This window comes from Burkholderia sp. BCC0398 (genome assembly GCF_902833245.1).
GTDB lineage: Bacteria > Pseudomonadota > Gammaproteobacteria > Burkholderiales > Burkholderiaceae > Burkholderia > Burkholderia sola.
Window position 1 is genome coordinate 99,167 of record NZ_CADFEM010000011.1, and the last position, 26,994, is coordinate 126,160.

Consider the following 26,994-nt stretch of genomic DNA (forward strand, 5'->3'; position numbering starts at 1 on the left):
GTCGCCCGCGTCGGGTGCCATGAAACGCGCCGCGCCGACGGGTTCGTCGGCCGGCGCGCCCGACCGGCGCTTAGCGCGTCAGCGTCAGCACCAGATACCCCGCATAACCCGCGCCGTTCGCGAGCAACGCCCAGATCGCGAGCCCGCGCGTGCGTGCATTGACGCGCAGCCAGGCCGCCGCCGCGAGCGTGACGATCACGCCGGTCAGCACTTCGGGGCGCGGCTCCCACGGCGTCAGCATGATGCCGATCGCCGGCAGCAGCGTGCCCTGGAACACCATCGCGCCGGTGATGTTGCCGAACGCGAGCGTGTCCTTCCCGCGGCGAATCCACAGCACGCTGTTGACCTTCTCCGGCAGTTCCGTCGCGATCGGCACGATGATCAGCGACAGCAGCAACGCCGACACGCCGAGCGCGTGCGACACGCCTTCCACACCGTGAATGAAGCCCTTCGCGCCGCCGACCAGCAGCGCGACGCCGATCAGCAGTTGCAGCAAGATCGTCGACAGGTTGGTCGGCAGGCCGACGCGCGACAGGAACATTGCGTGCGGCGCCTCGGTGCCGTGACCGGCGTCGACGAGCCCGGTCGACGCGCGGAACGTCAGCACGACGTACACCACGTAGAGGCCGACCAGCATCGCGGCGAGCAGCGCGCGCACGGCCCAGTTGTGATGCGGGACGAACATCGCGACGGTCGCCAGCGAGAATGCGGCGAGGAAGGTGTTCATGTCGCGCACGAAGCCCGTGCGTTCGGGCGCGATCGTGCCGCGCAGCCCGCGCGAGCGGATCACGGCGAGCGCCATCAGGAGCGTGGTGAGCGTCGCGAGCATCAGCGGCGCGCCGAGAATCGCGCCGACGCCGATCTCCTCGTTCACGGCCTGGTTCGACGTGCCGCCGGCCAGCGCGAGCAGCGGCACCATCGTTTCGGGCAACGCGGTGCCGACGGCCGCGAACAGCGAGCCGGTCACGCCTTCGGAAATCTTCAGGCGTTCGCCGAGATGTTCGAGCGCATTGGTGAAGACTTCGGCGGCGATGAGGATGACGATCAGCATGAACGCCAGTTCGACGAACATGAAGGTCATGCGGCACCTCCGCGGGCAGCGGTGGCGTGAGGGAGACGAGCGGGAAGGAACATGGGGACTCCGTGGTCGGACGCTGACGAACCATGACACATCCGCCGGCGTCCGACCAGGAACGACGCGATGTGCCGATGGTCTCGCCAAGCCGATCAGGCCGAACGCGCCACGGCCGCGGGCCGAGTGTGTTGACGCGCTCGCTTTCCGGTGACGGAAAGCAGGCTACTCCCCAAAGACGAAAACCAGTCTAGCCGAGCGGTTTTCGTTCGACAAGCCTTCGTCTCGAAAAATATACCCCTCCATCCTATAGGGGAAATCGTCCGGAGATATACTCCCCTACCCTATACAGGAGCCATCGATGAGTCATACCGTTCGCGAGAAACAGAAGCTGCTGAACCGCGTGCGCCGTATCAAGGGGCAGGTCGAAGCGATCGAGCGCGCGCTGGAGGAAGAGCGCGGCTGCAACGACGTGCTGCAACGGATCACGAGCTGCCGCGGCGCGATGAACGGCTTGCTGGCAGTCGTGCTGGAAGACCACATCCGGTCGCATCTCGTCGATGCGGATACGCCCGACGCACACGAAGGCAGCGCGACCGAGCAGTTGATCGAGGTCGTGCACAGCTATTTCAAGTAAGTCACCGGATCGAAACATGAACGAATTCAACGGCGCGGCGGCGGGCGGCGCGCACAGCCACGCGTTCCTGGGCGCCGCACATGCGCGCAACGAGCGGAAGACGTGGATGGTCATCGGCCTGTGCACGGCGATGATGATCGCCGAGATCGTCGGCGGCACGCTGTTCGGCTCGCTGGCGCTGGTCGCCGACGGGCTGCACATGTCGACGCACGCGGGCGCGATGCTGATCGCGGCGCTGGCCTATACCTATGCGCGCCGGCACGCCGACGATCCGCGCTTCGTGTTCGGCACCGGGAAGCTCGGCGACCTGGCCGGCTTCACGAGCGCGATCGTGCTCGCGATGATCGCGTTGCTGATCGGCTATGAGGCGATCGCGCGCCTGCTGGCGCCGGTGCCGATCCAGTTCGGCGAAGCGATTCCGATTGCGGTGCTGGGGCTTGCGGTGAATCTCGCGAGCGTGTGGCTGCTGAGCGGCGATCATCATCACGCGCATGGGCACGGCCACCACGATGACCGTGATCATGACCACGACGACGCGCACCACGCGCATCATGCTCACGGTTCGCACTCGGCCGCGCATCGCGACCACAACATCCGGTCGGCCTACGTTCACGTGATCGCCGATGCGGCCGTGTCGGTGCTGGCGATCGTCGGCCTGCTGCTCGCGCGCGCGTTCGGATGGGTCTGGATGGACCCGCTCGCGGGCATCGTCGGCGCGCTGGTGATCGCCAACTGGGCGTATGGGCTGATGCGCGATACGGGCGGGATCCTGCTCGACGTCAACGTCGACCGCAGGCTGACGGACAACGTGCGCCGCGCGATCGAGGCGCTCGGCGACAAGGTCAACGACCTCCATGTATGGCGCGTGGGCCCCGGGCACATGAGTGCGATCGTGTCGGTCGAATCGGGCGACGCCGCGCGCGACGCGCGTTTCTACCATGCGCTGCTCGCGCGCTTCGACGGCGTGTCGCACGTGACCGTCGAAGTGATGACGCGTGGGAAGGCTGCCTGATCGTGGCCGTGAAATCGCCGTGTATCGGGCTGTGCGCGTTCGACGGCCGCACGGGCTTTTGTGTCGGCTGCCTGCGCACGCGCGACGAGGCGCGCGACTGGAAGAAGCTGACCGATCATCGCCGACACCAGATACTGAACGATCGTACGCGGCGGCAGGCGAAGCTGCGGCGCGACGCGGCGCGATAGCAAGCGCGCACGCGCGCACGCGCGCCTCGGTCTGCGATCAGGGTTGCGAGCATGCGGTAGCATCACAGGCATTCGGCATCACGATGCCTGAACCGGGAGCGATCCATGCAGACCGACGCACCGACCGGCATTCTTCGGCAGATTCCGCGCAGCGTGTGGGTGCTCGGCTGCGTCAGCCTGCTGATGGACGTGTCGTCCGAAATCATCCACAGCCTGTTGCCGATGTTCCTGATGGCGGGCCTTGGCGCGAGCGCGACGACGATCGGCGTGATCGAAGGGATCGCCGAGGCGACGTCGCCGGTCGTCAAGGTGTTCTCCGGCACGCTGAGCGACTACCTGCGCAATCGCAAATGGCTCGCGGTCGCCGGCTACGCGCTCGGCGCGCTCAGCAAGCCGCTGTTCGCGATCGCGCCGACGATCGGCGTCGTGGTGACCGCGCGGATCGTCGACCGCATCGGCAAGGGGATTCGCGGCGCGCCGCGCGACGCGCTCGTCGCCGACGTCACGCCCGTTCACCTGCGCGGCGCCGCGTACGGGTTGCGCCAGTCGCTCGACACGGTGGGCGCGTTCCTTGGGCCGCTGCTGGCCGTCGTCATCATGCTGGTGTGGCGCGACGATTTCCGCCTCGCGTTCTGGCTGGCCGTGATTCCCGGCGTGCTGGCCGTGGCGCTGCTCGCGTTCGGCATCGACGAGCCGGCGCGTGCGCCGGGCGAGAAGCGCGTGAACCCGATCCGCCGCGCGGTCGTCGCGCAACTCGGCGCGCGCTACTGGTGGGTCGTCGCCGTCGGCGGCGTGTTCGCGCTCGCGCGTTTCAGCGAAGCGTTCCTGGTGCTGCGCGCGATGGGCAGCGGCGTGCCCGTCGCGCTCGTGCCGCTCGTGATGGTCGCGATGAACGTCGTGTATGCATTGTCCGCTTACCCGTTCGGCAAGCTCGCCGATACGACGAGCCACACGAAACTGATGGTGATCGGGCTCGTGCTGCTGATTGCCGCCGACATCGTGCTGGCGCACGGCGCGCATTGGCCGGCCGTACTCGTCGGCGTCGCGCTGTGGGGACTCCATATGGGGATGACCCAAGGGCTGCTCGCGACGATGGTCGCGCAGGCCGCGCCGGCCGAATTGAGAGGCACGGCGTTCGGCGTGTTCAACCTGATCAGCGGCATCGTGACGCTCGTATCGAGCGTCGTCGCGGGCGTGCTGTGGGATCGGGCGGGCGCCGCGGCCACGTTCTACGCGGGGGCTATCTTCAGCGCGGCGACCATCGTGCTGCTCGTGTGCGTTCGTACGTCGTTCGCCGCCGCGCAGGAACGCTAGCGCCGAGCGCGGCGGCGCGTCGTCTAACTATCGGTGTCGCGCGGAAAGTAGAGCGCGAACGTCGTGCGCCCGTCGCGGCTCGCGACTTCCACCTTGCCGCGATGCAGCTCCATGATCGACTTCACGATCGCGAGCCCGAGCCCCGCGTTGCGCGCCGCGCCGTGCCGCGACGAATCGATCCGGTAGAAGCGCTCGAAGATCCGTTCGACCTGTTCGGGCGGAATCGCAACGCCGCGATTCGTGACTTCGACGACCGCGTAACCGCATTGGGTCGACACGGCCAGCTCGATCGTCGATGCGGCTTCCGCGTGTTCGAGCGCATTCGACGCGAGATTGCTCACCGCGCGCCGGAACAGCGTCGCGTCCGCGACGACCGGCGCTTCGCCATGCACGTCGATGCGCACGCCGGCTTCGTCGGCCAGCGCCTGGAAATACGACGCGAGCCGGCGCAATTCGCTGCCCGCGTCGAGTTCGGCGGCCTTCAGGTGCTGCCGCGCGTTGTCGGTGCGGGCAAGAAACAGCATGTTCTCGATCATCCGCTGCAGCCGTTCGCATTCCTCGATGTTCGATTCGATCAGCGCTTCGTATTCGTCGGCCGTGCGGGCACGCGACAGCGTGATCTGCGACGAGCTGATCACGTTCGCAAGCGGCGTGCGCATGTCATGCGCGAGATCCGACGAGAACTGCGACAGCCGCACGAACGCGCGTTCGAGGCGGTCGAGCATCCGGTTCACCGACGTGGCGAGCTCGCGCAATTCGACCGGGCCGCCGCGCGCGTCGAGGCGTGCGTTCAGGTTGTGCGCCTCGATGCGCGACGTCTGCCGGCCGAGGCTTTCGACCGGGCGCAGGCCGCGCGACGCGACCGCGTAGCCGAGCGCGCCGACCAGCAGCGCGCCGACGGCCGCCGCGAGCCAGATATCGACGCGATAGCTTTCGAGCAGCGATTGCCGATCGGTCGCCGTGCGTGCGAGTGCGACCTGGATCGTTTCGCCGGACGGCAGTGTCTCGCGTGCGGACACGCAGCGCGACGTGCCGATGCCGGGCGGCGCGCAGGTGAACGGGCCGTCGGCGCTGCCTGCCCGATGCGATGCGGCGATCACCGACGCGAGCGTGTTGCCGGCTTCGTCGGAATGCTCGACGAGCGGACGGTTTTGCGCATCGTAGATGCCGAGGTAGACGCCCGGATGCGACAGCAGCACGTCGTGGAACACGGCCGGGTCGGCGCGTAGCGCGGCCGTCGATCCGCTGGCGCGCGCGAGCTGCAGGAACTGGTTGAGCTTGCCGGAGATCTCGATGTCGTCGCGCCGCGTCAGCTCGGCGGACAGCGACCGGTACAGATACGCGCCGGTCAGCGCGAACACGAGCGCCGCGACCGCGGTGAACGCGAGCGTCAGGCGCCGCAGCAGCGAATACGAAGCGGCGTGTGCGGTCACGAACGATCCTCGAGCACGTAGCCCATCCCGCGGATCGTGTGGATCAGCTTCTTCTCGTACGCGTTGTCGATCTTCGCGCGCAGGCGCTTGATCGCCGCGTCGACGACGTTCGTGTCGCTGTCGAAATTCATGTCCCAGATCTGCGACGTGATGAAGGTGCGCGTCAGCACCTCGCCCTCGCGTTCCGCGAGCAGCTGCAGCAGCGCGAATTCCTGCGCGGTGAGGTCGATGCGGGTGTCGGCGCGCCGCACGCGGCGCTTGAGCAGATCGATTTCGAGATCGGCGACGTGCAGGATGTCGCGCACGTTGCGCGGCGCACGCCGCAGCAGCGAGCGGATGCGCGCGAGGAACTCGGCATACGCGAACGGCTTGAGCAGGTAATCATCGGCGCCGAGCTCGAGCCCGGCGACCTTGTCCTCGATCGCGTCGCGGGCCGTGAGCAGCAGCACGGGCGTCTGCTTCTGCGCGCGCAGCCGCTTGAGCACCTCGAAGCCGTCCAGTTCCGGCAGCATCACGTCGAGCACGACGAGATCGAAATCCTCGTGCAGCGCGAGGAACAGCCCGTCCTGGCCGTTTTCCGCGACATCGACCGTGTAGCTCGCCTCCATCAAGCCCTTCCGGAGGTAGGACGCCATCTTGGGTTCGTCTTCGACTATCAGTATCCGCATGGTGAGGCAGGCCGTCCGTGATTCCAGCCGGTCAGTGTAACGCCAGAGCGTACGGCGCCGCGCGTGCGCGAACGATGATCGGCGGATGACGGAATTGTCATGAAAGGCCGGTCATGTTTCGGCCATGTCGTCGTCACCGCGGCGGCGATAAGCTGCGGCCGTCTTGTCCCCGGAGCGCGCCGTCGTGCGACGCGCCGGCCCTAACGATCATTGCCTGCCTGATTTCGCATCCATGTCGTACTGGCGCACCTTCCTCGTCGTCGTGTTGCTGGCGCTGAGCCTGCCGATCCAGTCGTTCGCGGCTGTTTCGATGCCGTGCGCGGGCGCTGCCGTGCCGCATGAGGACCAAGCGCTGCACACGATGCCGACCGCGCAGGACGGCCATCACGATCACGCGCGGCATGCGTCGTCATGTGCCGCGTGCGTGTCCTGCTGCTTCGGCTCCGCAATGCCGGGCGCGCTCGAGGCGCCGGCCGCGGCGAGCGTCGGCGTCACGACCGTCGCGCCGCCGCGTTCGGCCGGGGACGTGTCGTTCCTGACCGGCGGCATCGACCGGCCGCCTCGCAGGATGCCCGTCTAGTTCCTGTCCGCGGCCGACCCGCCGCGATCCGCTATTTGCTCCGGCCACCGCATCACGCTGCGCCGGACGACTTACGACGAGACATGTTCATGCGATTGATCATTGCGGCGCTGTGGGGCGCGGCGGCCCTCGTGCCGTCGCTCGCGCCCGCGCAAACCGCGTTTCCCGACCCGGCGGACGCCGCCGCGTCGGTGCCGGACGTCACCGTGACGTCCGCGTTCGATGGCTACCAGCGGTATGAGGACGACGCAGGCCCGGGCTGGAAGCAACTGAACCGGGACGTGGTGGAGCGACCCGCGAAAGGGCGCACGAGCGGCGGCGCGGCCGGCAACGGCGCCGCCCATTCGACGCACGGAGGGGCCACGCGATGACGACGCTCGCGATATCGCCTCGGATCGGCGCGGCCGCGATCGTGCTGGCGCTCCTCGCGGGCTGCACGACGTTTTCGAAGGACGGCGGGTTCGACGCCGTGTCGTCGCTCGCATCGGAACGCATCGGGAAGGACGCGGTAGTGGTGCGGACTGACGCCGACCGCGAAGCGGTCGACCGGCGGACACGGGAATTGCTGGCGAAACCGCTGTCGATGGACGACGCGGTTCAGGTCGCGCTGCTGAACAACCGCGGGCTGCAGGCGTCGTACGCGGAACTCGGGTTGTCGGAGGCCGACCTCGTGCAGGCCGGCCGGCTGCCGAACCCGCGCTTCGCGTTCAGCCGCACGCGTGCCGGCGACGGCGAGCTGACGCTCGGCCGCACGTTCTCGGCGAACGTGTTCGCGCTGCTGACGATGCCGCTGGCAACGAAGATCGAACGCCGCCGCTTCGAGCAGACCAAGCTCGAAACGGCCGACGCGATGCTGAAGGTCGCGGCCGATGCGCGCCGCGCCTACGTGGAAGCGGTCGCCGCCGAGCAGGCCGCGAACTATGCGCAGCAGGTGCGCGACGCCGCGAGCGCGGCCGCCGAACTCGCGCTGCGCATGCGGCAGGCCGGCAACTTCAGCCGGCTCGACTACGCACGCGAGCAGGCGTTTCATGCCGATGCGGTCGCGCAGCACGCGAAGGCGCGTCAGCAGGCCGTCGCCGCACGCGAGAAGCTCACGCGTGCGATGGGGTTGTGGGGCGAGCGCACGCGGTACGCGTTGCCCGAACGCTTGCCCGATCTGCCTAAAGCCCGCCCGGACCTGCCCGATCTCGAACGCTTCGCGATGAGCAACCGCCTCGACATCCAGGCGGCGAAGCTGCAGACGCAGGGCGTCGCGTCGTCGCTCGGCCTGAGCAAGGCCACGCGCTTCGTCAACGCGGTCGAACTCGGCTACGTGAATGACTACGAAACCGGCAAGGGCCACGAGCACGGCTACGAGATCAGCGTCGAGATTCCGCTGTTCGACTGGGGCGGCGCGAAGGTCGCGCGCGCCGAGGCGATCTACATGCAGTCCGCGAACCGGCTCGCGAAAACCGCCATCGATGCGCGCTCCGAAGTGCGCGAATCGTACGCGGCTTACGTCACCAGCTACGACGTCGCCACGCACTATCGCGACGAAGTCGTGCCGCTGCGCAAGACGATCTCCGACGAACTGCTGCTGCGCTACAACGGGATGCTCGCGAGCGTGTTCGAGCTGCTGACCGATGCGCGAGAACAGGTCGGCGCGGTCAACGGCTACATCGACGCGCTGAAGGACTACTGGCTCGCGGAAACCGATCTGCAGATGGCGGTCGGCGGCCGGTTGCCGTCGTCGGGTGCTACGCCGCGCGCGACGAACTCCGCCGAATCAGCACCCGAATCCGCTTCGAAGGCCGACGCTGCGCCACAGCCGGCTTCCCCTCCCGCGGCGCCGCCGGCGCCCGCCACGCAACCGCATCCGGAAGGTCATTGACATGGTGTCCCGTCGACAATTTCTCAGCGGCTCGGGCGCCGCGCTGCTCGGTGCGGCGATGGTCAGCAAGGCCGGCGCCGCGTCGCTGCCCGAAGCGCCCACGATGGCGAAAACCGGCACGCAGCCGCCGCTCGTGCCGCCGAACGGCCGCCCGTACACGCCCGTCGCGACGCTGAACGGCTGGTCGCTGCCGTGGCGGATGAAGAACGGCTGGAAGGAATTCCACCTGACGGCCGAGCCCGTCGTGCGCGAGATGGCGCCCGGCATGAACGCGAACCTGTGGGGCTACAACGGCCAGTCGCCGGGCCCGACGATCGAGGCCGTCGAAGGCGACAAGGTCCGCATCTTCGTGACGAACCGGCTGCCCGAGCACACGACGATCCACTGGCACGGGCTGCGGCTGCCGAACGGGATGGACGGCGTCGGCGGCCTCACGCAGCCGCACATTCCGCCCGGCAAGACCTTCGTCTACGAGTTCCAGCTCGAAGCGCACGGCACGTTCATGTATCACCCGCACGCCGACGAGATGGTGCAGATGGCGATGGGGATGATGGGCATGTTCATCGTGCATCCGAAGGATCGCGGCACGATGCCGGTCGATCGCGATTTCGTGTTCCTGCTCGCCGCGTACGACATCGACCCGGGCAGCTACACGCCGCGCGTGAACGAGATGACCGATTTCAACATGTGGACCTTCAACTCGCGCGTGTTTCCGGGCATCGATCCGCTGCCGGTGCGCGCCGGCGACCGCGTCCGGATTCGTTTCGGCAACCTGACGATGACGAATCACCCGATCCACCTGCACGGCTACAGCTTCGAGGTCGCGGGCACCGACGGCGGCTGGATTCCGCCGGCCGCGCGCTGGCCCGAAGTGACGGCCGATGTCGCGGTCGGCCAGATGCGCGCGATCGAGTTCACCGCCGATCGCCCGGGCGACTGGGCGTTCCATTGCCACAAGTCGCATCACACGATGAATGCGATGGGCCACCAGGTGCCGAACCTGATCGGCGTGCCGCAGAAGGATCTCGCGAAGCGGATCGGCAAGCTCGTGCCCGACTACATGGCGATGGGCAGCACGGGCGGCGCGATGGGCGGCATGGAGATGCCGTTGCCCGACAACACGCTGCCGATGATGACCGGCACGGGCCCGTTCGGGCCGCTGGAGATGGGCGGCATGTTTACGGTGCTCAAGGTGCGGCAGGGGCTCGGCCGCAACGACTATCGCGATCCGGGCTGGTTCCGGCATCCGAAGGGCACGGTCGCGTACGAATACACCGGCGAATTGCCGGACGGCTGAAGCAGCACGCGGCGGCCGCACCGATGCGGCCGTCGATTTCCATTCACTCACACGGGAGTCGACACGATGAAGAAAGGACTGGTTCTGATGGCGACGGGGTACGCGCTGGTATTCTCCGCCGCGTCGTACGCGGCCGGCGACATGGCCGGCATGGACATGAGCGGCGGCGCGAAGCAGGGCGCCGCGGCGGCGCAGCGCATGTCGCACGGCGAGATTCGCAAGATCGACATGGCCGCCGGCAAGCTGACGATCAAGCACGGTCCGCTGGAGAACCTCGGGATGGATGCGATGACGATGGTGTTCAAGGTCAAGGACCCGGCGATGCTGTCGCAGGTCAAGGTGGGCGATACGATCGATTTCGTCGCCGAGGACGTGAACGGCGCGCTGACCGTCGTCGAACTGAAGAAGCCGTGATGCGGAGCGCGAACATGACCAGCACGATTTCCGGAGGGCTCGCCGCGTTCGCCGCGGCGGCCGCCCTCTTCGCGATGACACCGGCCGCGGCTTCGGCCCACGGCAAGCTCGAAGGCGCGGTGCCAGCGGCCGGCGGCACGGTCGACGCGGCGCCCGACGCGTTGCGGCTCACGTTCAACGAAGATCTCGAACCGGCGTTCAGCTCGGTGAAGGTGTCCGACGCGAGCGGCAACGCCGTCACGCAGGACAAGGCGAAGGTCGATGCGTCGAATCCGCGCGTGATGACCGTCGCGATACCGAAGCTTGCGGCCGGCGCGTACACGGTGCAGTGGGTGGCGATGACGGCCGATGCGCATCGCACGAAGGGCACGTATACGTTCCGGGTGAAAGGATGAACGACGGCCTCGTCGGCCTGCTGAGGCTCGTGGCCGTGGCGACCCAGAACGCCGGGTTCGCGGTCGTCGTCGGCGCGTTGCTCGGCCGGCACTGGCTCGCGCGCGGCGCATCGGTGTGGCAACACGATGTCGGGCGGCGACTCGTCGCGACGCTGCGCAGCGCGTCCGTCGTATCGCTGCTCGCGAGCGTCACCGCGTTCTGGGCGCACTGCGCGCTGATGAGCGAAGTGTCGCTGTTCGACGCGGGGCCGGCGGTTTATTCGATGCTCGCGGGCACCGGGTTCGGCCATGCGTGGCTGGCCGGCACCGCATTCATGCTCGTCGTCGTGCTGCTGTCGTTCGTCTCGCATGCGAACGACACGCGGTTTCCGTTCGCGATGGTGGCCGCGCTCGCCGGTGTCGCGCTCGCTCGCAGCAACGGCGGGCATCCGGTGGACGCCGGGCCGTTCAGCGTCCCCGTGTGGGCCGACTGGCTGCATCTGCTGGCGATCAGCGCGTGGGTCGGGCTCGTGCTCGTGACGGCGTTCGGCGTGATGCCGCGGCTCGTCCGCATGCCGGCGAGCGAACGCGCGACGGGCGCATCGTTCGTGCAGTCGCTGTCCGATGCGTCCACTTACGCGCTGGTCGTACTGTTCGCGACCGGCACGTACAACGGCTGGCGCGGTGTCGATACGCCCGCCAACCTGTTCGCGTCGACGTACGGGCAGATCCTGCTGCTGAAGCTCGTGCTCGTGCTGATTGCCGCGATGCTCGGCGGACACAACCGGTTCTTCGGGATGCCGAAGCTGCTCGCCGCGTTGCAGGACCCGGCCGTCGCGATGCCGGCCGGCGCGTTGAAGCGGTTCGGCACGGTGCTGCGCGTCGAGGCGGTCGTGCTCGGCGGCGTGCTGATGGTGGCGGCCGTGCTCGTGTCGAGCGCGTTGCCGGGGACGGTCTAGCGCGGCGTTTTTTCGGCGGAGGATTCGCGGCATGAGCGACGCGCGGCAGTACGACGCATGGCGATCACGGCATGATGACGACAATTACATCGGCCTGTCTGCCGATTACCAAAAACTGTCACCGAGCGCCGCTAAGCTTTCGCCACCCTCACAACCGGGATTCCCGCCATGCGTTCGACAATCCGCCTGTTTGCCCCGCTATTGCTGCTCCCGACGCTCGCCGCGCCGGTATTTGCCGCCACTGCCGCGCCCGTCAGCGCGAACTGCGGCGGCAGCACGACGCCGATCGCCGATATCCAGGGCCCGGGCGCGCCGTCGCCGCTCGCCGGTCAGAACACGTCGATCGAAGCCGTCGTCACTGCCGATTTCGGCGGCACGGACGGCTTCGGCGGCTTCTTCGTCCAGCAGGCAGACGCGCAGCGCCGCAACCAGCCGGGCGTGTCCGAAGGCCTGTTCGTCTATGCGCCGAAGGTGCGTGCGAAGGCCGGCGATCTCGTGCACGTGACGGGCAAGGTCGAGGAGAAATACGGGCAGACGCAGCTCACGCTGGCGGGCGCGATCGCGGTGTGCGCGAACGGCCAGACGGTCACGCCCGCGACGCTCACGCTGCCGGTCGACAGCCCGAACGCGTTCGCCGCGTACGAAGGGATGCGCGTGCGCCTGCCGCAGACGCTGAGCGTCACCGACAACTACGAGCTCGGCCGCTACGGCAGCGTGATGCTGAGCAACGGCCGCCTGCGTACGCCGACGAGCGTCGTGGCGCCCGCGCAGGCCCGGACGCAGATCGATGCGAACGCACGCAACCGCCTGATCCTCGACGACGGCTCGAACAAGCAGAACCCCGCGACCGTGCCGTATCCGGCGCCGGGCCTCGCGGCCGCGAACACGCTGCGCGCGGGCTACACCGTGCGCGACGTCGAAGGCGTGCTCGAAGTGCGTTACGGCGCATGGCGCGTACAGCCGATGCCCGGCGCGGCCGTGCCGGCGTTCGACAAGCGCGAGAACCCGCGCACGAACGCACCGGCGCGCGATCCGAAATCGAACCTGCGCGTCGCGTCGTTCAACGTGCTCAACTACTTCAACGGCAACGGTCTCGGCGGCGGCTTCGACGATCCGGACAACCGCGGCGCGAAGACGTTCGAGGAATTCCAGCGCCAGGAAGCGAAGATCGTCAGCGCGCTGAAGGCGATCGATGCCGACGTGATCGGCCTGATGGAAATCCAGAACAACGGCTACGGCGAACTGAGCGCGGTGCGCCAGCTCGCGGCGAAGCTCGGTGCCCAATGGCGCGTGGTCGATCCGGGCACGTCGCGGCTCGGCGGCGACGCGATCTCGGTCGCGATGATCTACGACAGCCGCAAGGTCGAACCGGTCGGCCGCGCGGCGACGCTCGCGATCGACGACAAGAACCGCCAGCCGCTCGCGCAGTCGTTCCGGCTGGTCGGCGGCAACAAGCAGGCGCTGACGGTGGCCGTGAACCACCTGAAGTCGAAGAACTGCCCGGATGCCACGAACGACGATCTCGACCAGGGCGATGGTCAGGGCTGCTGGAATCCGACGCGCACGCGCGCGGCGGCGAAGGTCGCCGACTGGCTGGCCGGCAACCCGACGGGCGTCAAGAGCCAGGGCGTGCTGCTGATCGGCGACTTCAACAGCTACACGTACGAAGACCCGATCCGCGCGCTCGAATCGCGCGGCTACCGCAACCTCGTCGCGCGCTGGATCGGCGCGAATGCGTACAGCTACGTGTACAACGGCGAAGCCGGCTATCTCGACCACGCGCTCGCGACGCTGCCGCTCGCGTCGCACGTGAAGGCCGTGCACGAATGGCACATCAACGCGGACGAGCCGCTCGCGCTGCAGTACACGCTCGCGTACAAGTCGGCCGAGCAGCAGAAGACGTTCTACGCGGCCGATGCGTATCGTTCGTCGGATCACGATCCGGTGCTGATCGATATCGCGCTGCCGGGCGGCGGGAAGTGATCGTGGCGTGAGTCATCGCAACGGGCGACGTGCGGCGATGCCGTACGTCGCCGTGCGCACGGCAAAGCCGTTCGAATGCCGGGTAAATAATTCCTCGAAATATTAATCGAACCGGTATTTTATGGATGACGCAGTGCACACCGGAACTGCAATTGAAGCGTGATCGAAGCGAATCGAATCGCTGAATGGCATATATGTCGCGGCATCGCATTAATCGATCGGCGATAATAAAAATGAAAGAAATGCCCGCTCGATCCGAAGGCCTTGGATGCGCCGCGTCAATACAGGAAAGGCTGCTGCTTTGCGCGAGAAAGGCAAAATACTCGACGCGGCAATGCCGATAACGCGTACCTTGCACGAATAATTCCGTTTTCTTTCAAATTCCAGACACTGTCCGCCCTTCGCATCATTGCGGGAATTTTAATATCCGAATGATCTTTGACAACGCGGCGCGGCACCGCCTATTTTTGTGGTGTCGTAAATTTTAGTCATATAAAAGTTGGCCAAACTGCAGGGGGCGCGTCCGAGCACCATTCTCGCCAGCAGTTTGCTGTGTCTGTATCAAGTTCAGTCTCTGAGAAGTCCCATCCCCAATCGCCGACTGCCGACCGTGCAACGCGAGTGGCGGGTCGGCCTGCGCGTGTCGCAGGCGTTGGCGGCCTTTGTGACGCGGTATCCGAAGCCAAAGGAAAGAGATGAAACCAGACAGGAGCAGTACCGGCAGCCGCCGTGTTCGTCGCGGCCGGCTGGCCGGGCTAGGCGCATTGACCTTCATGACACTGGCGCTCGCGGCGTGCGGCGGCGACGATTCGTCGTCCGTCGGCGCGTCGAGCCTCGCGCAGGCCACCGCGAGCCGGCAGGCCAGCGCGCAGGCGGCCGGTACGCAGGCGCCGGCCGCCAACCAGCCGTACGTCGACCCGGTCGCGTACTCGATGAACGCGACCGACGGCCTCGCGCCGTCGCAGGTGTCCGAGAAGGCGGCCGTCATGCATTACCAGTGGACCGGCGGCGGCAAGACGATCGACTACACGACGACCACCGGCCACCTGACCGCGCAGGACGCTAACGGCAATGCGGAAGCGTCGATGTCGTATGTCGCGTACACCGCGCCCAGCACGAACGGCAAGCCGCGCCCGGTCACGTTCGTCTACAACGGCGGGCCTGGTTCGTCGTCGATCTGGCTGCGGCTCGGCTCGTTCGCGCCGACCCGCGTGGCCACGCCCGACCCGCTGTTCGGCAACAACTGGCCGAACTATCCGCTCGTCGACAATGCGGAGAGCCTGATCGACACCACCGACCTCGTGTTCATCGACCCGCCCGGCACCGGGCTGTCGGAAGCCGTGTTGCCGAACACCAACCAGAAGTACTGGGGTTCCGACGTGGACGTGAACATCATGCGCGACTTCATTCAGCGCTACCTGAACGTCAACGGCCGCGGCACGTCGCCGATCTACCTGTACGGAGAATCGTACGGCACGCCGCGTACCGACATGCTCGCGCTCGCGCTCGAATCGGCCGGCGTGCACCTGACGGGGATCGTGCTGCAGTCGGCGATCCTGAACTACTTCGCGGATGCAGTGGAAGCGGTGGCGATCACGCAGTCGACCGAAGGGCTGCTGCTCGATACCGATACGGTGGCCGGCTATCTGCCCGGCTATGCGGCGGTCGCCGCGTACTTCAACCAGGTGTCGCCGGCGCCGGTGAACCAGGATCTGTACGCACTCCAGACGGAACTGTTCACGACGCTGATCTACAGCCAGTTGCAGAAGTACTCGCAGTCGTGGGTATTGAGCCAGCTCGGCATTCCGGATGCGCTCGGCACGCCGGTGTTCCCGAGCGATGCGACGCTGAGGCTGTGGTCGATCCCGTCGAGTCTCACGCAGCAGGCGCTGCGCGACTACTTCAACGCGAATCCGTTCGGCACGAGCCTCGTGCCCGGCACGACGATCGGCCGGTATGACGGGCGCGTGTCGCTGCCGAATTCCGACCCGCGGCTGCAGAACGACGGCGATCCGTCCGACATCCTGATCTCGCAGCCGTTCACGAACGCGCTCGCGACGCAGATGCCGGACTACCTCGGCTATACGGCCCCGAACGCGACGTACCTGCCGCTGAACGACGACATCATCGGCGTCTGGGACTTCTCGCACGACGGCCAGCCGATGCCGGACACGATCCCCGATCTGCTCGGTGCGCTGCAGCTCAACCCGAAGCTTCGCGTGCTCGCGGAGAACGGCTACCACGATCTCGCGACGCCGTTCTTCAACACCGAGAAGCAGCTCGCGCGGCTGCAGACGGTGAAGGGCCTGCATCCGAAGCTGCAGGTGAATTTCTTCCAGGGCGGTCACATGATCTATCTGGACGACGTCGCCCGTCCGCTGATGAAGCGGGATTTGCAGACGTTCTACAAGGGCGCGCGGATTCCGACGGCGCTGACGCTGCACATGCTGCCGCCGCCGTGGCCGGATGAAAACCCGCCGAGCGTACCGACCGGCAGCGCGCCGGGTGCGACGACGGCGACCACGCTGGCGGCCGCCCCTTGAGCGACGGAGTCCTTATCAAAGGAACCTTCTATTCATCCATTGAATGCGAGCGATCATGTCCCTAATCCAATTGATGCGGCGTATGTCTCCGTTGATCGTGCTCGGCGCCGTGATGAGCACTGCCTACGCGTTGCCGCCGCAGGCGGTGGCGCCGGTGAAGCTGCCGCACGGCGGGCGCGGTGTCGACGGTCCGTTCTTTCCGGCCACGCGGGCGGCGCCGGTGTTGCCGTCGACCGGCGCGACGTTGCAGCAGCAGGCGCAGCAGCGCGTCGACGCGCGGCTCGGCGGCAACACCGTGCTGAGCAACGGCGCGGCCGTGACGAAGGCGCAGGCGCAGAGCAGCGGGCTCGGTTTCGTGTCGAAGCACTTCGACGAGATCGACGCGAAGCACACCGGCCGCGTGACGATGAGCGATGTGCGGCAGTTCATCCGGCAGCGGCAGGTGCAGGTGCAGCAGGAACAGCAGGACGAGTGATGTAGCAGGCAGGGTGGCGGCCGGCGCGGCTTTCCGTCGCGCGGGCCGGCTTCGTGCGTGAACGCAGGGGGGCGGGTGTAGTGGCGGGCGGTTTACGCCGTGCGTCGTTCGGACAGCCGATTCCACAGCATGCCGGAGCGGCTGCCGCTGCGGCAATACGCGAGCACCGGCTTCGGCAGCGTGTCGACCAGTGCGCCGAACGCGTCGACTTCCGCGTCGCCGATGCGGTCGCGTTCGACCGGCAGGTAGCGCGCGTCCATGCCCAGTTCGCGCGCGGCAGCGGCGATCTCCTCGAACGCCGGCTGATCCGCGCCTTCGCCGTCCGGCCGGTTGCAGATCACCGCACGGAAACCGGCATTGCGGATCGCCTTCAGGTCGGCCGGCGTGATCTGCCGCGACGCGGTGAAGCCGGTCGCCGCCGCCGACCGACATTGCTCGATCGCCCGCGCGAAACAGGCGACCGCGAAGTCGACCTCCTGTTCCGTCGTGAAACGCCCGAAACTGATGCGCACGGTGCGGCCGGCCGTTTCCGCATCGAGACCGATCGCGGTCAGCACGTGGGACGGCGCGCCGCTGGTCGAATTGCAGGCGGAGGTGGACGACACGGCAAGCGCTTCGCCGAGCATGAACGGGAAAAAGCCCTGCGCATGTACCGTCAGGCTCAGCGTGTGCGGGATGCGGCGGGCCGCGGCTGCGTTCTGCGTGACGTCGCCGAGCGCGAACAGCGCGTCGGTGAGCCGCGCGCCGAGCGCCGCGATCCGTGCGGCTTCGCCGTCGAGTTTGTCGGCGGCGAGTTCGCATGCGACGCCCATGCCGACGATCTGATGCGTGGCGAGCGTGCCCGAACGCAACCCGCGCTCGTGGCCGCCGCCGTGGATTTGCGGGGCGATCCGGCTCGCGATCTCGCGGCGGACGAACAGCGCGCCGATGCCCTTCGGGCCGTACACCTTGTGGGCGGACATCGACATCATGTCGATGCCGAGCGCGCGCACGTCGATCGCCGTCTTGCCGAGCGCCTGCGCGGCGTCGACGTGGAGCAGCGCGCCGGCCGCGTGCACGATGCGAGCGATCGCGCCGATGTCGGTCAGCGTGCCGATCTCGTTGTTCACGAGCATCAGCGACACGAGCCCGGTGTCGGGGCCGATCGCGGCCGCGACTGCGTCGGCGGTGATTTCGCCGTGCGCGTCGGGCGTCAGGAAAGTGACCTGCATGCCGTGCTTCGACAGGTTCGCCATCGTGTCGAGAATGGCCTTGTGCTCGAGGCGGCTCGTGATCAGGTGACGCTTGCCGGTCGCGTTTTCCGCATAGCCCTTCAGCGCGAGGTTGTTCGATTCGGTGGCGCCGGACGTCCAGACGATTTCGTCAGCATCCGCGCCGATGAGTGCGGCGACCTGTGCACGGGCGTGCTCGACCTTGTCTTTCGCGAGCCGGCCGGCGACGTGCGAGCTGGATGCGGGGTTGCCGAAGATGCCGTCGAAGCCGAGGCAGGCCGTCATCGCTTCGATCACGCGGGGATCGGCGGGGGTCGTGGCTGCGTAGTCGAGGTAGTGCAGCGGGGGGGTGTCGCTCATGTCCGTCTCTTGCTGATTGCGTAGTGACGGAAATGATACGGGGGACAGAAGGGAAAAAGGATCCAAAGTTGGCTGAGGATTCAGCTGTAAGTGGAATTAATTTGTCTTTTTATGGGAAGTGGGGGAATTTGTTTCTCCACGGGTTCGCTGGCCGGAATCGTCGCGATTACGTCGCCCCATCGAGGCCGGGTTGGGTCGATAACCGGTGCGCATCCCGTACCCATGCCAGCAGCGCCTGCTCGTACCTCGACGGAATCGTGACCGTGAGCGTCGTGAGGCGGGCGGCGTTGCATGGCAGATCGAGATAGCGTCGCCAGGCTTTTCGCACAAGTTGCGACATCGCGGAGTGCGTCATGCCGAGTTCGGCGGCCAGCGCCCGTTGTGATCGGCCCTTCACGAAAATCTCGTGCAAGGCCCACTGGTTCAGCGGCTTGATCCGCGTATCCTGCATCCGCAACAGCCGAAACTGTTCGTCGGTCATGCGTCGGGGCGTCGGCATTCAGACCCGCCCCGAATGTTGAAGCGACGAGATCAATTCCGCGCCGCACGAAGTCTTGTGGCCGTCGAACGCGGCGGCCCCGCCTTCGATGTCGAAGGCCGGGTCGCCTTCGGCAATCGTGCAGGCGCCATGAATCGGACACGAGCACGCGTCGCCGATACGAGCGACCGCGCGCCCCATCACCGTGCTTTTTCGGGCGCCGGATTCGACCCGGCCGCCGTGGGTGTGCGTATCTTCTACCCGGATAATTCCCCGCATGGGATTCCGTCCTCCAAATGGTTTGAGGTCTGACGCGGGGATCACGTTCGGACGAAGCGATTTGCCGCGCCGGTGTGCGTCACCATGAATAGCCCTGCATGCCGTAATTCGTATCGTGTCGGCGGCCCCACCACGGCAGGTAGGCATTGTTGCCGCCGCGTGCGCGGAACCAGTCCTTGTCGGGGTCGATCGTCGTGAGCTTCGACGGTGGCCGGACAACGACCGCGACGGGATGCTCGGGATCGGTCGTGCCGGCGACGAGTGCGTTGCCGCCGAAGTGGTTGATCCGGCCGATGGCGAGCGCGACGTCGGTCAATGCGCTGCCGGTTCCCATGTCGCCGAGCAGGGCGGCCGTGTTGAAAGTCTGTTTGCTGTGGTCGTATTCGGGGAGGGTTTCGGTCAACGTCTGCGCGAGGGTGGCAAGGCGCGCCGACGATGCGTCGCTGCCTTTACCTGCGTCGTGAACGATGTAGTTGACGCCGGTTGCCGCGATGCCGGCATTGCGCGCCGCTTGCTCGAGGGTCGCCTTCCACGCCTGCACGGCGCGTGTTGTGCCGACCTTCTGCGGAAAATCATGCGTGTTGCCGGTTGCGGCTTTGCCGATCCAGGCGAGCGGTTCGCGCTCGGTGTTGAAGGTTGGGCCGGCGAGGAACAGCACGACAAGGTTCTCGTTGATCTGTGCGTCCGTGGGCGGGAAGTTGGGCGCGTCCCAGTTCACTACCCAGACGCTCTTGTCGGGATTCGCCTGCAAATAGTCCAACGCGTTGTTCAGGGATGTGAATCCGGCGTTCGCGCCGCCTTGCGTGATTTGTACGTCGGGAGGCGTGTCGCGGCTCCACAAAGTCTTGGGTGACGGCGGGCCGATTTCGAAGTATTCGACAATCTCCTTGGTCAGGATAGCTTTGGCATAACCCGGTTCGAGCCTGACGGGTATGGCGAGTTCGACGTGAACTCCGGCGAGTTCGCGCCAGTCTTTTGAATTGTCAGGATTAACTGTGTAGAAGTACTTTGCGTTTGTCGCGTAACGCGTATGCATCAATCCAAGCGCCTCATTGATGTACTTGTGATAAAAACCTTTAAACGTCTCTTCCCCTTCATTGCCATATGCAACACCTGCTACTGATTGCAGCGTTGTGAACGACTTCGGATCGGTTCGTACCATGTCATCGTTCTTGTTCGGTGCGGCGAGTCCTTGGGTCCACAATAATTGCCATTGAGTCGGGTAGTCTTTACGCTCCAATGGATTTAGCCAGATTAGCCCAACGACCTGTGCGACGAACGGCTTCACTGCTTCTTCCGCAGAGGATCCCGCATGCGTTACGGGTTCCGTTGCCGGTGCCGCGTGCGCCGGCCGTACCGTGGCCGTGGTGAACAGGAGCACCATGAGTGCCGCCAGGCTGGGCACGACGAAGAATCGTTTCATCCAATCCCCTATTTCCAGTTGTATCGGGTCCGGTTGTTCTACCTGCGCCATCAACGACGCCATGAGTACGGCCGCGATCATCCATGCCGCGACCGCAACGGCGGCACGTCTAGGCCATGTAGCGATCAGTGCCTTCATCAGTTGCTCCGAGAAACCCCGTCCTTCAGGACGGGGAGGAAAGGCGTGCTGTTAACAGGCAGCTTTTCCCACGGGTTAGGATCACCGGCATGATTCTTGTCTACCGCTACCGGGTGAAATCGCTCAACGGACTGCTTAACAAGCAGAGCCGTGCGGTGAACTACGTCTGGAACTTCTGCAACGACACGCAGAAGCACGCGCTCAAGTGGAACAAGAAGTGGCCGACCGGTTTCGACTTGAATGTGCTCACGACCGGCAGCAGCAAGGCGCTCGGCATCCACTCCGGCACGATCAACGCGACGTGCGAGCAATACGCGAAGTCGCGCAGTCAGCACCGTCGCCCGTACCTGCGTTATCGCGGCAGGAAGTCGCTGGGCTGGGTGCCGCTGAAGGGCCGCGACCTGAAGCGCGAGGGCGACGCGTTTCGCTTTGCCGGCAACACGTTTCGCGTGTTCAACAGCTGGCCGCTTCCCGAAGGCAAGATCAAGGACGGGACGAACTTTGCGCAGGATGCACGCGGTAATTGGTTCTTGAACATCGTGATCGAGATGCCCGATGTGCAGGCTCGTCCGATCCGTTCCGGTGTCGGCATCGATCTCGGCCTGAAAGACTTCGCCACACTTTCGACCGGCGAGAAGCTGCCAAATGACCGGTTCGGCAGGCGCGCGGTGGATAAGCTGGGGAAAGCTCAGCGGGCGCGAAAGCACAAACGACATATCGCGAAGCTGCACGCCAAGGTGGCGAACGCCCGTGCCGATTTCCAGCACAAGCTCGCGCTCGATCTGGTGCGGCGCTTCGATTACATCGCGGTCGGCAACGTGTCGGCCGCAAAACTCGCCAGAACCAGGATGGCGAAGAGCGTCTACGACGCGTCCTGGTCGTCCTTCCGGAACAAGCTCCGCTATAAAGCGATCGCGCACGGGGCCACGTTCGAGGAAGTCGACGAAAGCGGTTCGACCCAGTCCTGTTCGTCGTGCGAGCCGAAAGACAGCACGACGCGGCCGAAAGGTATCGCGGGACTGAGAATAAGAGAGTGGACCTGCAGTGACTGTGGTGCCGAGCATGATCGAGATACCAACGCTGCGTTGAACATTCTCCGATGCGGACGTGCATCGCCAGGTGTGGGAATCCTCTCCCTTTAGGGAGTGGAGGACGTCAAATCGCTCCCCCGACCTTCAGATAGAACTGACCTTCTCGTTCATCCACGATCGTACCGGGCATGTTTCCTTCGCTGTTTTCAGCGTGGACCCATTCATACAACGGCAATCTATCAAGCTCTCCTTTTGTGAAATAGATTGCATATTTCCCGTTTGGATTGTCTTCTGGGATACCCGTGCCCATCCGCCAATCCGCCTCAATCCGTAGCGCTTTCATTTGCTTGGGCGTCAGATAGCAAACCCCGATCGCCACATCGTACGCAAGCGCCTTTTCGGCATGCTCCGGATTGGTCATCGTCGTGGAGTGATTTGTCGGGCTGTTGGTCGAGCCACGATCTAGCCAATCGACAATCTGCTGATCGCGCCATTCCTTGTAGCCTTCCGGCATTTCGCTCTTGCCGTCCTCGCCGATCACGTGGCCATCACCATCGAGCCATTCCGTATTCAGCGTTCGCCGCGCCTCCATCCGCATCAGCGCGCGATCCTCATAACGCTGTCCGGCTTCGCTCTCTGCCGTACCTTGCGCGACGCTGTCATTGTTCTTCGCCTTGTACTGATCGTAGGGATCATCAGCGCGCTTGTCGGCGTCTGTCTTGCTTGCGTCGCGCCATGCGGCCGGCGGATCGTTGCCTTCGTTGAAGTCGCTTGTCGCATTGCCGTCCTTCGTTTCGATGGGCTTGCCGAACCGCAACGCCTTCGGCGGGAACGGTTCGTCGAGTGCCGGAGCGTCCGCCACCACGCTCCAGCCCTTCGGCGGATTGGCGTTCACGCGGAACATATTCAATGCCGAGCTGATCTGGGTCACGAAAAACATGATCGGCGCGGATGCAAGCGTGGCCGCCACCCCGAACACGGACTCGTTTCCCTTGAGTGCACCGATGAGATTGAACTTGGCCGGCGGCGAAGGCGGATACCAGAATCCCGACGTCGTTCCCTCTTTGCCATGCCGCCAGTCATCCTCCCGATACCGATAGCGTTTCTGTACGCCAACCTTGAAGCCGGAGGCAAAGACGCGCTGCGTCAGCACGCCGGGGACACTGATATCGTTCAGCTCGTTCTCGTCGATGCCGCGCCAGCCGATGCCTTGAACCGTGACCGCCGAAATCACCTGATCGTGCGGACAGCAATACGCGGTGACGCGACCATACGTCGATCCGTTCAGGCCGTGGCGAATCCGATCCTCTTGCGCCGAATAAGACCGCTTGCTGGTCGGCGATACCCGTTCGTTGGCCATGTCTTCATCGATCTTGTCGGTGGAAAGTTCGTATGCCTTACGAGTGCCGATGATCGACAGAAACTTGCCGAATGTTTTCGTGCGCGCGGCGTAGGTCTGCCGTCCGCGACGACCGCTGCCGTCCCTGGTCGCGCGTTGCGACCAGGTATCCATGAACGTATCGGATGGATTTGGGCCATCTGCGCGCGCAAGACTGTACGGCGCATTAGCCAGTACGTAGGCATCCGCCACGCAATGCCCGCTACGTCCCCACGGATCTTCGACATCGGGCAGTGCATCGCCGAAGAACGCCGCCGTCAGGCCCACGATGTTGCCCTGGCTATGGCATACGACGGTAATCGGCACGTCGGCCTGCATGCGGCGAATCGACTCGATCAGCCTCGCGAGGCGCAACGCCGCGAGCACGCCATATGCGCGGGGCGGCGCGCGATACAGCGGCCGGTTGGTCGGGTTGATCCCCTGGACGGTCAACCACCCGGCCGCGCGGTCGTCGAGGCCGCCGTGCCAGAGATCGGGCAGACTCGCGCAACCGTTCGTGAACGGGCCGCCGCCCCAATAGTCCTTCTCGTTCAGGAAAATCTTGTCGCCGTACTCTTTCAGCTCTGCGGCGGTTGCCCGATAGCCCCATCGGAAATGAATGACGGGAGAGAAGGACGGGTCAGATTTGATGTAATTGCCGGACCAAAGCTTCGGATTCAGAAACCCGTCCGGCGTCACGCTTTCCGTGTACTTCGCCGGCACCAATTGCCCGGCGTCGATGCCGTGATACATCAATTGATCGTCCAGCCGCCCAAGCCGGCGATTCAGGCCATCGCACAGCCCTTGCTCGGCGGCTTCAAACCATTCGCCTTCGGAGTTCACGCCATGGACGAAGATGACGACACCAGGCAACGGCATTTGCTTGATACAGATCAGCCGGGTGTCTTTCGTCCACATCGAGACTCCGTCGCTCCGACCGACGACGATCTGAGGTGGCTCCGGGCGCGACGCAGCCGCGTCGGGCACATCGGCCCGCGAGGCGTGCTCGTCGGTGCGTGCGTCCTCTTCCGGCCGAGGATCGAGAGATGAATCAATCATCCGGACTCCTGCGCTTGCGTTAAACATTCTTCTTGGCGAACTGCACCGCCAGCCTCTCGAACCGGTCGGTATCGACCGCCGGCAGTTCCCCGGCCGTGTCGGTCGTCAAACTCGACAGCGTTCCCGATGCCTTTCGAATCTGTCCTTCGAATCCCGGCGCCGCGTTACCGTCCGTTGGCCGAATCAGCTTCGGGACGCGGCCGAGCGGACTTTGATCGAATGTCGGCAGGTCGACGCTCATGCTGGCGGGGCCGTCCCACGCATGCCCATCGGATTTCACGGTGAACTTGCCGGGGCATCCCAGTTCGATATCGCCACCATGCAGCTTGAGATACGCGCCGCCCGCCGTGACGAATACGACTTCGTCGCTCGCCGTGCCGGCCAGCCTGCCGTCGGCCGCGGTCAACTGGATGTTTTTGCCGGACTCGATTTGCGTGTCGTCGTGCTGCGATTGCAGGGCCACTTTCCCGTGGTTCGCAATCGCCGATATGCCGTCGCCGTGCGCGAACATCGCGACGCCATGCCCGGCATGCAGATTGATTCGCTCGCCGCTCGTGATTTGCATGTGTTGCTGCGCGATCTGATCGATGTTCTCGCCCGCATACATGACGTGCGTTTTCGGCGTGACGTTCAGCGATCCCGCTTGCGCACCGAACGCCATGAACGCGGAGGCATCGCCGGTGGCGCCGGATTCCGACCCGCCGGGTTTCCAGTGACGGAATGCGTTGGCGATGTTGTCCTGGCCGGCCGTGTCGGCGGATTGCCCGCCATGCTGGCCGGCGTGATCGCCGAGCGACTTGAACAGCGCCGTGCATTGATCGAGCAAATGGATCAGCTCATCACGATCGAGTTGACCGCCGGTTGCGTGCGACCGCGCATAGGTCGTCAGCAGCATGCCTTGGGCGGCGCGCAAGGCCGCAGCGGCGTCGGTGCGCAGCTCCGCGCCTTCGCCTCGATCGTCCCCGTGTCCGTCCACGCGCGGCTGCGTCAGGTAGCCGAGATTCAACTGGGTATGCGCATGTTCGCTTGCCAACTGCGCGGAGATTTGCGACGGCGTATCGTCCAGGCGAAGCTGGTTGTGCCGGCGGCCCTTGATTTCCCGCGTCTTGATCCCGGACACGTAGCGATTGCCCGGCAGCCCGCCGGTATGGCTGAAAGTCGCGGGTGGGTTCGCGCCGTTGCTCAACACGCCGATGATCACCAGACGGTCCGGATCGCCCGACAGGCTCCCCAGCAGGACCTCCATGCCGACGCGCGGCAGGAACAGCGCGCCGAAATACTCGCCCGCGAGACTCGCCGCGACGCGAATCGGCGCGCTGTCGCCGGCCAGGCCGTTCGTGCCGGCGCCTTGCGCGTGCGCATGGTCCGCCGGATCCAGCCCGTGAATCTGCACACGCACGCGGCCGGCCTTGTCGCAAAACACCTCTTCGCCCTGCGTGCCGACGATCGTGCCGGTCAGCAGGTGAACCGGCGGCACGTCGATCGCCGGATCGTAGGCGGGCTTCAGCGGCACACCGCGCTGCACGCACGTGAAACTGTTCTCGTAGCGCGTGTCCGTTTGCGCCGATGCATCGGGCGGCGGGGCGGTCGGCGTCAGGTTGCGGCTTGCCGCGAATAGTCCGCTTGCGCGGCCCGACAGGTCTTTCGGCAGGTTGTTCCAGATGACGTGTCGAATCGACGTGGCGACGAACCGACGACGATCGATCGACTTCATATCCAGTTCGGGGTCGCCCGTCAGCGTGAACCCGTGCCCCACCAGCATGTCGCGCACGGTGCCGATGCCTTCGAAGCGCGCGGCCGCGAACTGGTGGGCCAGCATCCGGTCGTGCGCGATGCGCGCGTGATCGTTCCACGAGTCGCCGACGTGCGGGATGTCGATCGCGACGTCGGTCAGCAGGCGCGCAAGATCGTTCCCCGACTCGCCCTGGTCGAGGCCGGCGACGGCCTCGAAGTCGTCCATGCGAGCGGTCTTGTAATCCCACGACGGGCGGCGGACCTTGCCGGGCGACAGGCTCTGGTCGTACGCAAAGAGGGTGACGGTGTCACGTTGCTCGACGCCGGCGTCGCGCGGGTGAAGGCGGACGATACCGGCCGGCGCGTCCGGCAGACGATGTGGATCGTCGCAGAACACGAGCGTGTGAATCGGGCGCTCATCGGCCACGCCGCGTCTTCCGTCGACCGGCGCGGCCTTTGCAAAGACCGTGATGCCTTCCCGGCGCAGCAGACGCCGGATGAAGCGTGCGTCGGATTCGTTGACTTGCCGCGTCAGCTCGCGTGCCGGATACCGATCGGCCCGCAATGCCGACAGGTCGAAATCGAACGCTCGCGCGAGTGCGGGGCTACGCTGTTTCCACTCGTTCATCAGCGTCGCGAGAATGTCCGGCACGCTGCGCGAGCGGAACAGGCGAGCGTTCGTGCGACGGTCCATCAGTGAAAGGGCGTCGCACACATGCAGCTGATAGACGGTCAGTTCGCCGTCGGATTGACCGGCTCGCACTTCGCGCACGATCGCGTTGATCGCCTGGATGTTGCCCCGATCGGTCGTCAGCCGGACCGATACGGGCAAACCGAGAAACAGCGCAGGCGGCAGATGATCGTAGGTCGACACGCAGGTCAGTTGCCCTTCGATGCCCGACATCAGTCCCTCGCGGATATCGGCGTGATGGAGCGCCAGCAGATGGCCGACTGCGCGTTGCGCCTGCCCGAAATGCAGGGAGACTGGACGCTTGTTCAGATCGATCAGACCCGACGCAAAGTTTCTAAAAGTTGCTGCGATCGACATAACGACAATCTCGTTATTTTTTGTTCCGGATTCGGA

The 26,994-nt window shown here is 65.6% G+C and carries 24 protein-coding genes and 1 riboswitch; of the genes, 15 read left to right on the forward strand and 9 right to left on the reverse strand.

Annotated elements, in window-relative coordinates:
* Positions 1-70: 70 nt before the first annotated feature.
* Positions 71-1,081, reverse strand: a complete 1,011-nt coding sequence (locus tag HWX76_RS23645; protein WP_050017672.1) for a sodium:calcium antiporter — start codon at positions 1,079-1,081, stop codon at positions 71-73.
* A 69-nt stretch (positions 1,082-1,150) separates the two neighbouring features.
* Positions 1,151-1,318: riboswitch (yybP-ykoY riboswitch) on the reverse strand.
* Positions 1,319-1,433: 115 nt separating this feature from the next.
* Here HWX76_RS23645 and HWX76_RS23650 point away from each other — a divergent pair.
* The 4 genes from HWX76_RS23650 to HWX76_RS23665 all read left to right on the forward strand — a co-directional run bounded on the left by HWX76_RS23650 (position 1,434) and on the right by HWX76_RS23665 (position 4,223).
* On the forward strand, positions 1,434-1,709 hold the full coding sequence (locus HWX76_RS23650; RefSeq protein WP_124554331.1) for a metal/formaldehyde-sensitive transcriptional repressor: 276 nt from the start codon (positions 1,434-1,436) through the stop codon (positions 1,707-1,709).
* A 16-nt stretch (positions 1,710-1,725) separates the two neighbouring features.
* Entirely contained in the window at positions 1,726-2,721 is a 996-nt protein-coding gene (gene dmeF / locus HWX76_RS23655; RefSeq protein ID WP_050017675.1) for a CDF family Co(II)/Ni(II) efflux transporter DmeF, read from the forward strand.
* Positions 2,722-2,723: 2 nt separating this feature from the next.
* On the forward strand, positions 2,724-2,909 hold the full coding sequence (locus HWX76_RS23660) for a DUF1289 domain-containing protein (RefSeq protein WP_176016415.1): 186 nt from the start codon (positions 2,724-2,726) through the stop codon (positions 2,907-2,909).
* Between the two features lie 105 nt (positions 2,910-3,014).
* A complete protein-coding gene (locus tag HWX76_RS23665; RefSeq protein ID WP_089488972.1) occupies positions 3,015-4,223 on the forward strand; it encodes an MFS transporter in 1,209 nt (402 codons plus the stop codon).
* 23 nt (positions 4,224-4,246) lie between these two features.
* On the opposite strand, the gene HWX76_RS23670 is transcribed toward HWX76_RS23665, so the two are convergent.
* The gene (locus HWX76_RS23670) at positions 4,247-5,656 is read right to left on the reverse strand and encodes a heavy metal sensor histidine kinase (RefSeq protein ID WP_176016416.1); all 1,410 of its coding nucleotides are present in this window, start codon (positions 5,654-5,656) and stop codon (positions 4,247-4,249) included.
* Positions 5,653-6,324 carry a heavy metal response regulator transcription factor gene (locus HWX76_RS23675; protein ID WP_050017679.1) on the reverse strand — a complete coding sequence of 224 codons (672 nt, stop codon included), beginning with the start codon at positions 6,322-6,324 and terminating at the stop codon, positions 5,653-5,655. The genes HWX76_RS23670 and HWX76_RS23675 overlap by 4 nt, the downstream gene beginning before the upstream one ends.
* A gap of 232 nt (positions 6,325-6,556) precedes the next feature.
* On the opposite strand from HWX76_RS23675, the gene HWX76_RS23680 reads away from it, so the two are divergent.
* The 10 genes from HWX76_RS23680 to HWX76_RS23725 all read left to right on the forward strand — a co-directional run bounded on the left by HWX76_RS23680 (position 6,557) and on the right by HWX76_RS23725 (position 16,819).
* Complete coding sequence (locus HWX76_RS23680; RefSeq protein WP_050017680.1) at positions 6,557-6,904, forward strand: hypothetical protein; 348 nt, start codon at positions 6,557-6,559, stop codon at positions 6,902-6,904.
* A gap of 89 nt (positions 6,905-6,993) precedes the next feature.
* The gene (locus HWX76_RS23685; RefSeq protein WP_176016417.1) at positions 6,994-7,275 is read left to right on the forward strand and encodes a hypothetical protein; all 282 of its coding nucleotides are present in this window, start codon (positions 6,994-6,996) and stop codon (positions 7,273-7,275) included.
* On the forward strand, positions 7,272-8,774 hold the full coding sequence (locus tag HWX76_RS23690) for a TolC family protein (RefSeq protein ID WP_176016418.1): 1,503 nt from the start codon (positions 7,272-7,274) through the stop codon (positions 8,772-8,774). Before HWX76_RS23685 ends, HWX76_RS23690 begins: the two co-directional genes overlap by 4 nt.
* A gap of 1 nt (position 8,775) precedes the next feature.
* Positions 8,776-10,071, forward strand: a complete 1,296-nt coding sequence (locus HWX76_RS23695) for a copper oxidase (protein WP_050017682.1) — start codon at positions 8,776-8,778, stop codon at positions 10,069-10,071.
* Between the two features lie 66 nt (positions 10,072-10,137).
* A complete protein-coding gene (locus HWX76_RS23700; RefSeq protein WP_124654129.1) occupies positions 10,138-10,485 on the forward strand; it encodes a copper-binding protein in 348 nt (115 codons plus the stop codon).
* Between the two features lie 14 nt (positions 10,486-10,499).
* Positions 10,500-10,880, forward strand: a complete 381-nt coding sequence (copC, locus tag HWX76_RS23705; protein ID WP_050017697.1) for a copper homeostasis periplasmic binding protein CopC — start codon at positions 10,500-10,502, stop codon at positions 10,878-10,880.
* Positions 10,877-11,818, forward strand: coding sequence for a CopD family protein (locus HWX76_RS23710; protein WP_176016419.1), 942 nt, complete (start codon positions 10,877-10,879; stop codon positions 11,816-11,818). The genes copC and HWX76_RS23710 overlap by 4 nt, the downstream gene beginning before the upstream one ends.
* Positions 11,819-11,986: 168 nt before the next feature.
* A complete protein-coding gene (locus tag HWX76_RS23715; protein ID WP_089488978.1) occupies positions 11,987-13,801 on the forward strand; it encodes an ExeM/NucH family extracellular endonuclease in 1,815 nt (604 codons plus the stop codon).
* Positions 13,802-14,496: 695 nt separating this feature from the next.
* The gene (locus tag HWX76_RS23720; RefSeq protein ID WP_089488979.1) at positions 14,497-16,344 is read left to right on the forward strand and encodes a peptidase S10; all 1,848 of its coding nucleotides are present in this window, start codon (positions 14,497-14,499) and stop codon (positions 16,342-16,344) included.
* Positions 16,345-16,426: 82 nt separating this feature from the next.
* Positions 16,427-16,819: a 2-oxoglutarate dehydrogenase gene (locus tag HWX76_RS23725; RefSeq protein ID WP_239468951.1), complete on the forward strand. Its 393-nt coding sequence runs from the start codon at positions 16,427-16,429 to the stop codon at positions 16,817-16,819.
* A 92-nt stretch (positions 16,820-16,911) separates the two neighbouring features.
* On the opposite strand, the gene HWX76_RS23730 is transcribed toward HWX76_RS23725, so the two are convergent.
* From HWX76_RS23730 to HWX76_RS23745, 4 genes are all read right to left on the reverse strand, one after another.
* A complete protein-coding gene (locus HWX76_RS23730) occupies positions 16,912-18,390 on the reverse strand; it encodes an aminotransferase class V-fold PLP-dependent enzyme (protein ID WP_124654139.1) in 1,479 nt (492 codons plus the stop codon).
* 166 nt (positions 18,391-18,556) lie between these two features.
* Positions 18,557-18,871, reverse strand: coding sequence for a TrfB-related DNA-binding protein (locus HWX76_RS23735; protein ID WP_050017699.1), 315 nt, complete (start codon positions 18,869-18,871; stop codon positions 18,557-18,559).
* Positions 18,872-18,889: 18 nt separating this feature from the next.
* Positions 18,890-19,147 (reverse strand): PAAR domain-containing protein, encoded by a 258-nt coding sequence (locus tag HWX76_RS23740; protein WP_050017691.1) that lies wholly within the window; start codon positions 19,145-19,147, stop codon positions 18,890-18,892.
* 79 nt (positions 19,148-19,226) lie between these two features.
* Positions 19,227-20,708: a virulence factor gene (locus tag HWX76_RS23745; protein ID WP_244138006.1), complete on the reverse strand. Its 1,482-nt coding sequence runs from the start codon at positions 20,706-20,708 to the stop codon at positions 19,227-19,229.
* An 89-nt stretch (positions 20,709-20,797) separates the two neighbouring features.
* On the opposite strand from HWX76_RS23745, the gene HWX76_RS23750 reads away from it, so the two are divergent.
* Positions 20,798-21,850, forward strand: coding sequence for an RNA-guided endonuclease TnpB family protein (locus HWX76_RS23750; protein ID WP_089488983.1), 1,053 nt, complete (start codon positions 20,798-20,800; stop codon positions 21,848-21,850).
* Between the two features lie 13 nt (positions 21,851-21,863).
* Here the strand turns inward: HWX76_RS23750 and HWX76_RS23755 are convergent, their stop codons facing one another.
* Positions 21,864-24,176, reverse strand: coding sequence for a hypothetical protein (locus tag HWX76_RS23755; protein ID WP_089488984.1), 2,313 nt, complete (start codon positions 24,174-24,176; stop codon positions 21,864-21,866).
* A 19-nt stretch (positions 24,177-24,195) separates the two neighbouring features.
* Positions 24,196-26,958: a type VI secretion system Vgr family protein gene (locus HWX76_RS23760; protein ID WP_176016421.1), complete on the reverse strand. Its 2,763-nt coding sequence runs from the start codon at positions 26,956-26,958 to the stop codon at positions 24,196-24,198.
* Positions 26,959-26,994: the final 36 nt, after the last annotated feature.

Excerpts from the sequence above, each read along its gene's own strand:
- HWX76_RS23715 (WP_089488978.1), top strand. The coding sequence starts at position 11,987 with ATGCGTTCGACAATCCGCCTGTTTGCCCCGCTATTGCTGCTCCCGACG.
- HWX76_RS23710 (WP_176016419.1), top strand. The coding sequence starts at position 10,877 with ATGAACGACGGCCTCGTCGGCCTGCTGAGGCTCGTGGCCGTGGCGACC.
- HWX76_RS23650 (WP_124554331.1), top strand. The coding sequence starts at position 1,434 with ATGAGTCATACCGTTCGCGAGAAACAGAAGCTGCTGAACCGCGTGCGC.
- HWX76_RS23645 (WP_050017672.1), bottom strand. The coding sequence starts at position 1,081 with ATGACCTTCATGTTCGTCGAACTGGCGTTCATGCTGATCGTCATCCTC.
- HWX76_RS23675 (WP_050017679.1), bottom strand. The coding sequence starts at position 6,324 with ATGCGGATACTGATAGTCGAAGACGAACCCAAGATGGCGTCCTACCTC.
- HWX76_RS23725 (WP_239468951.1), top strand. The coding sequence starts at position 16,427 with ATGTCTCCGTTGATCGTGCTCGGCGCCGTGATGAGCACTGCCTACGCG.
- dmeF (WP_050017675.1), top strand. The coding sequence starts at position 1,726 with ATGAACGAATTCAACGGCGCGGCGGCGGGCGGCGCGCACAGCCACGCG.
- HWX76_RS23760 (WP_176016421.1), bottom strand. The coding sequence starts at position 26,958 with ATGTCGATCGCAGCAACTTTTAGAAACTTTGCGTCGGGTCTGATCGAT.
- HWX76_RS23695 (WP_050017682.1), top strand. The coding sequence starts at position 8,776 with ATGGTGTCCCGTCGACAATTTCTCAGCGGCTCGGGCGCCGCGCTGCTC.
- HWX76_RS23720 (WP_089488979.1), top strand. The coding sequence starts at position 14,497 with ATGAAACCAGACAGGAGCAGTACCGGCAGCCGCCGTGTTCGTCGCGGC.
- HWX76_RS23745 (WP_244138006.1), bottom strand. The coding sequence starts at position 20,708 with ATGAAGGCACTGATCGCTACATGGCCTAGACGTGCCGCCGTTGCGGTC.
- HWX76_RS23735 (WP_050017699.1), bottom strand. The coding sequence starts at position 18,871 with ATGACCGACGAACAGTTTCGGCTGTTGCGGATGCAGGATACGCGGATC.
- HWX76_RS23750 (WP_089488983.1), top strand. The coding sequence starts at position 20,798 with ATGATTCTTGTCTACCGCTACCGGGTGAAATCGCTCAACGGACTGCTT.
- HWX76_RS23690 (WP_176016418.1), top strand. The coding sequence starts at position 7,272 with ATGACGACGCTCGCGATATCGCCTCGGATCGGCGCGGCCGCGATCGTG.
- copC (WP_050017697.1), top strand. The coding sequence starts at position 10,500 with ATGACCAGCACGATTTCCGGAGGGCTCGCCGCGTTCGCCGCGGCGGCC.
- HWX76_RS23665 (WP_089488972.1), top strand. The coding sequence starts at position 3,015 with ATGCAGACCGACGCACCGACCGGCATTCTTCGGCAGATTCCGCGCAGC.
- HWX76_RS23740 (WP_050017691.1), bottom strand. The coding sequence starts at position 19,147 with ATGCGGGGAATTATCCGGGTAGAAGATACGCACACCCACGGCGGCCGG.
- HWX76_RS23685 (WP_176016417.1), top strand. The coding sequence starts at position 6,994 with ATGCGATTGATCATTGCGGCGCTGTGGGGCGCGGCGGCCCTCGTGCCG.
- HWX76_RS23680 (WP_050017680.1), top strand. The coding sequence starts at position 6,557 with ATGTCGTACTGGCGCACCTTCCTCGTCGTCGTGTTGCTGGCGCTGAGC.
- HWX76_RS23700 (WP_124654129.1), top strand. The coding sequence starts at position 10,138 with ATGAAGAAAGGACTGGTTCTGATGGCGACGGGGTACGCGCTGGTATTC.
- HWX76_RS23755 (WP_089488984.1), bottom strand. The coding sequence starts at position 24,176 with ATGATTGATTCATCTCTCGATCCTCGGCCGGAAGAGGACGCACGCACC.
- HWX76_RS23730 (WP_124654139.1), bottom strand. The coding sequence starts at position 18,390 with ATGAGCGACACCCCCCCGCTGCACTACCTCGACTACGCAGCCACGACC.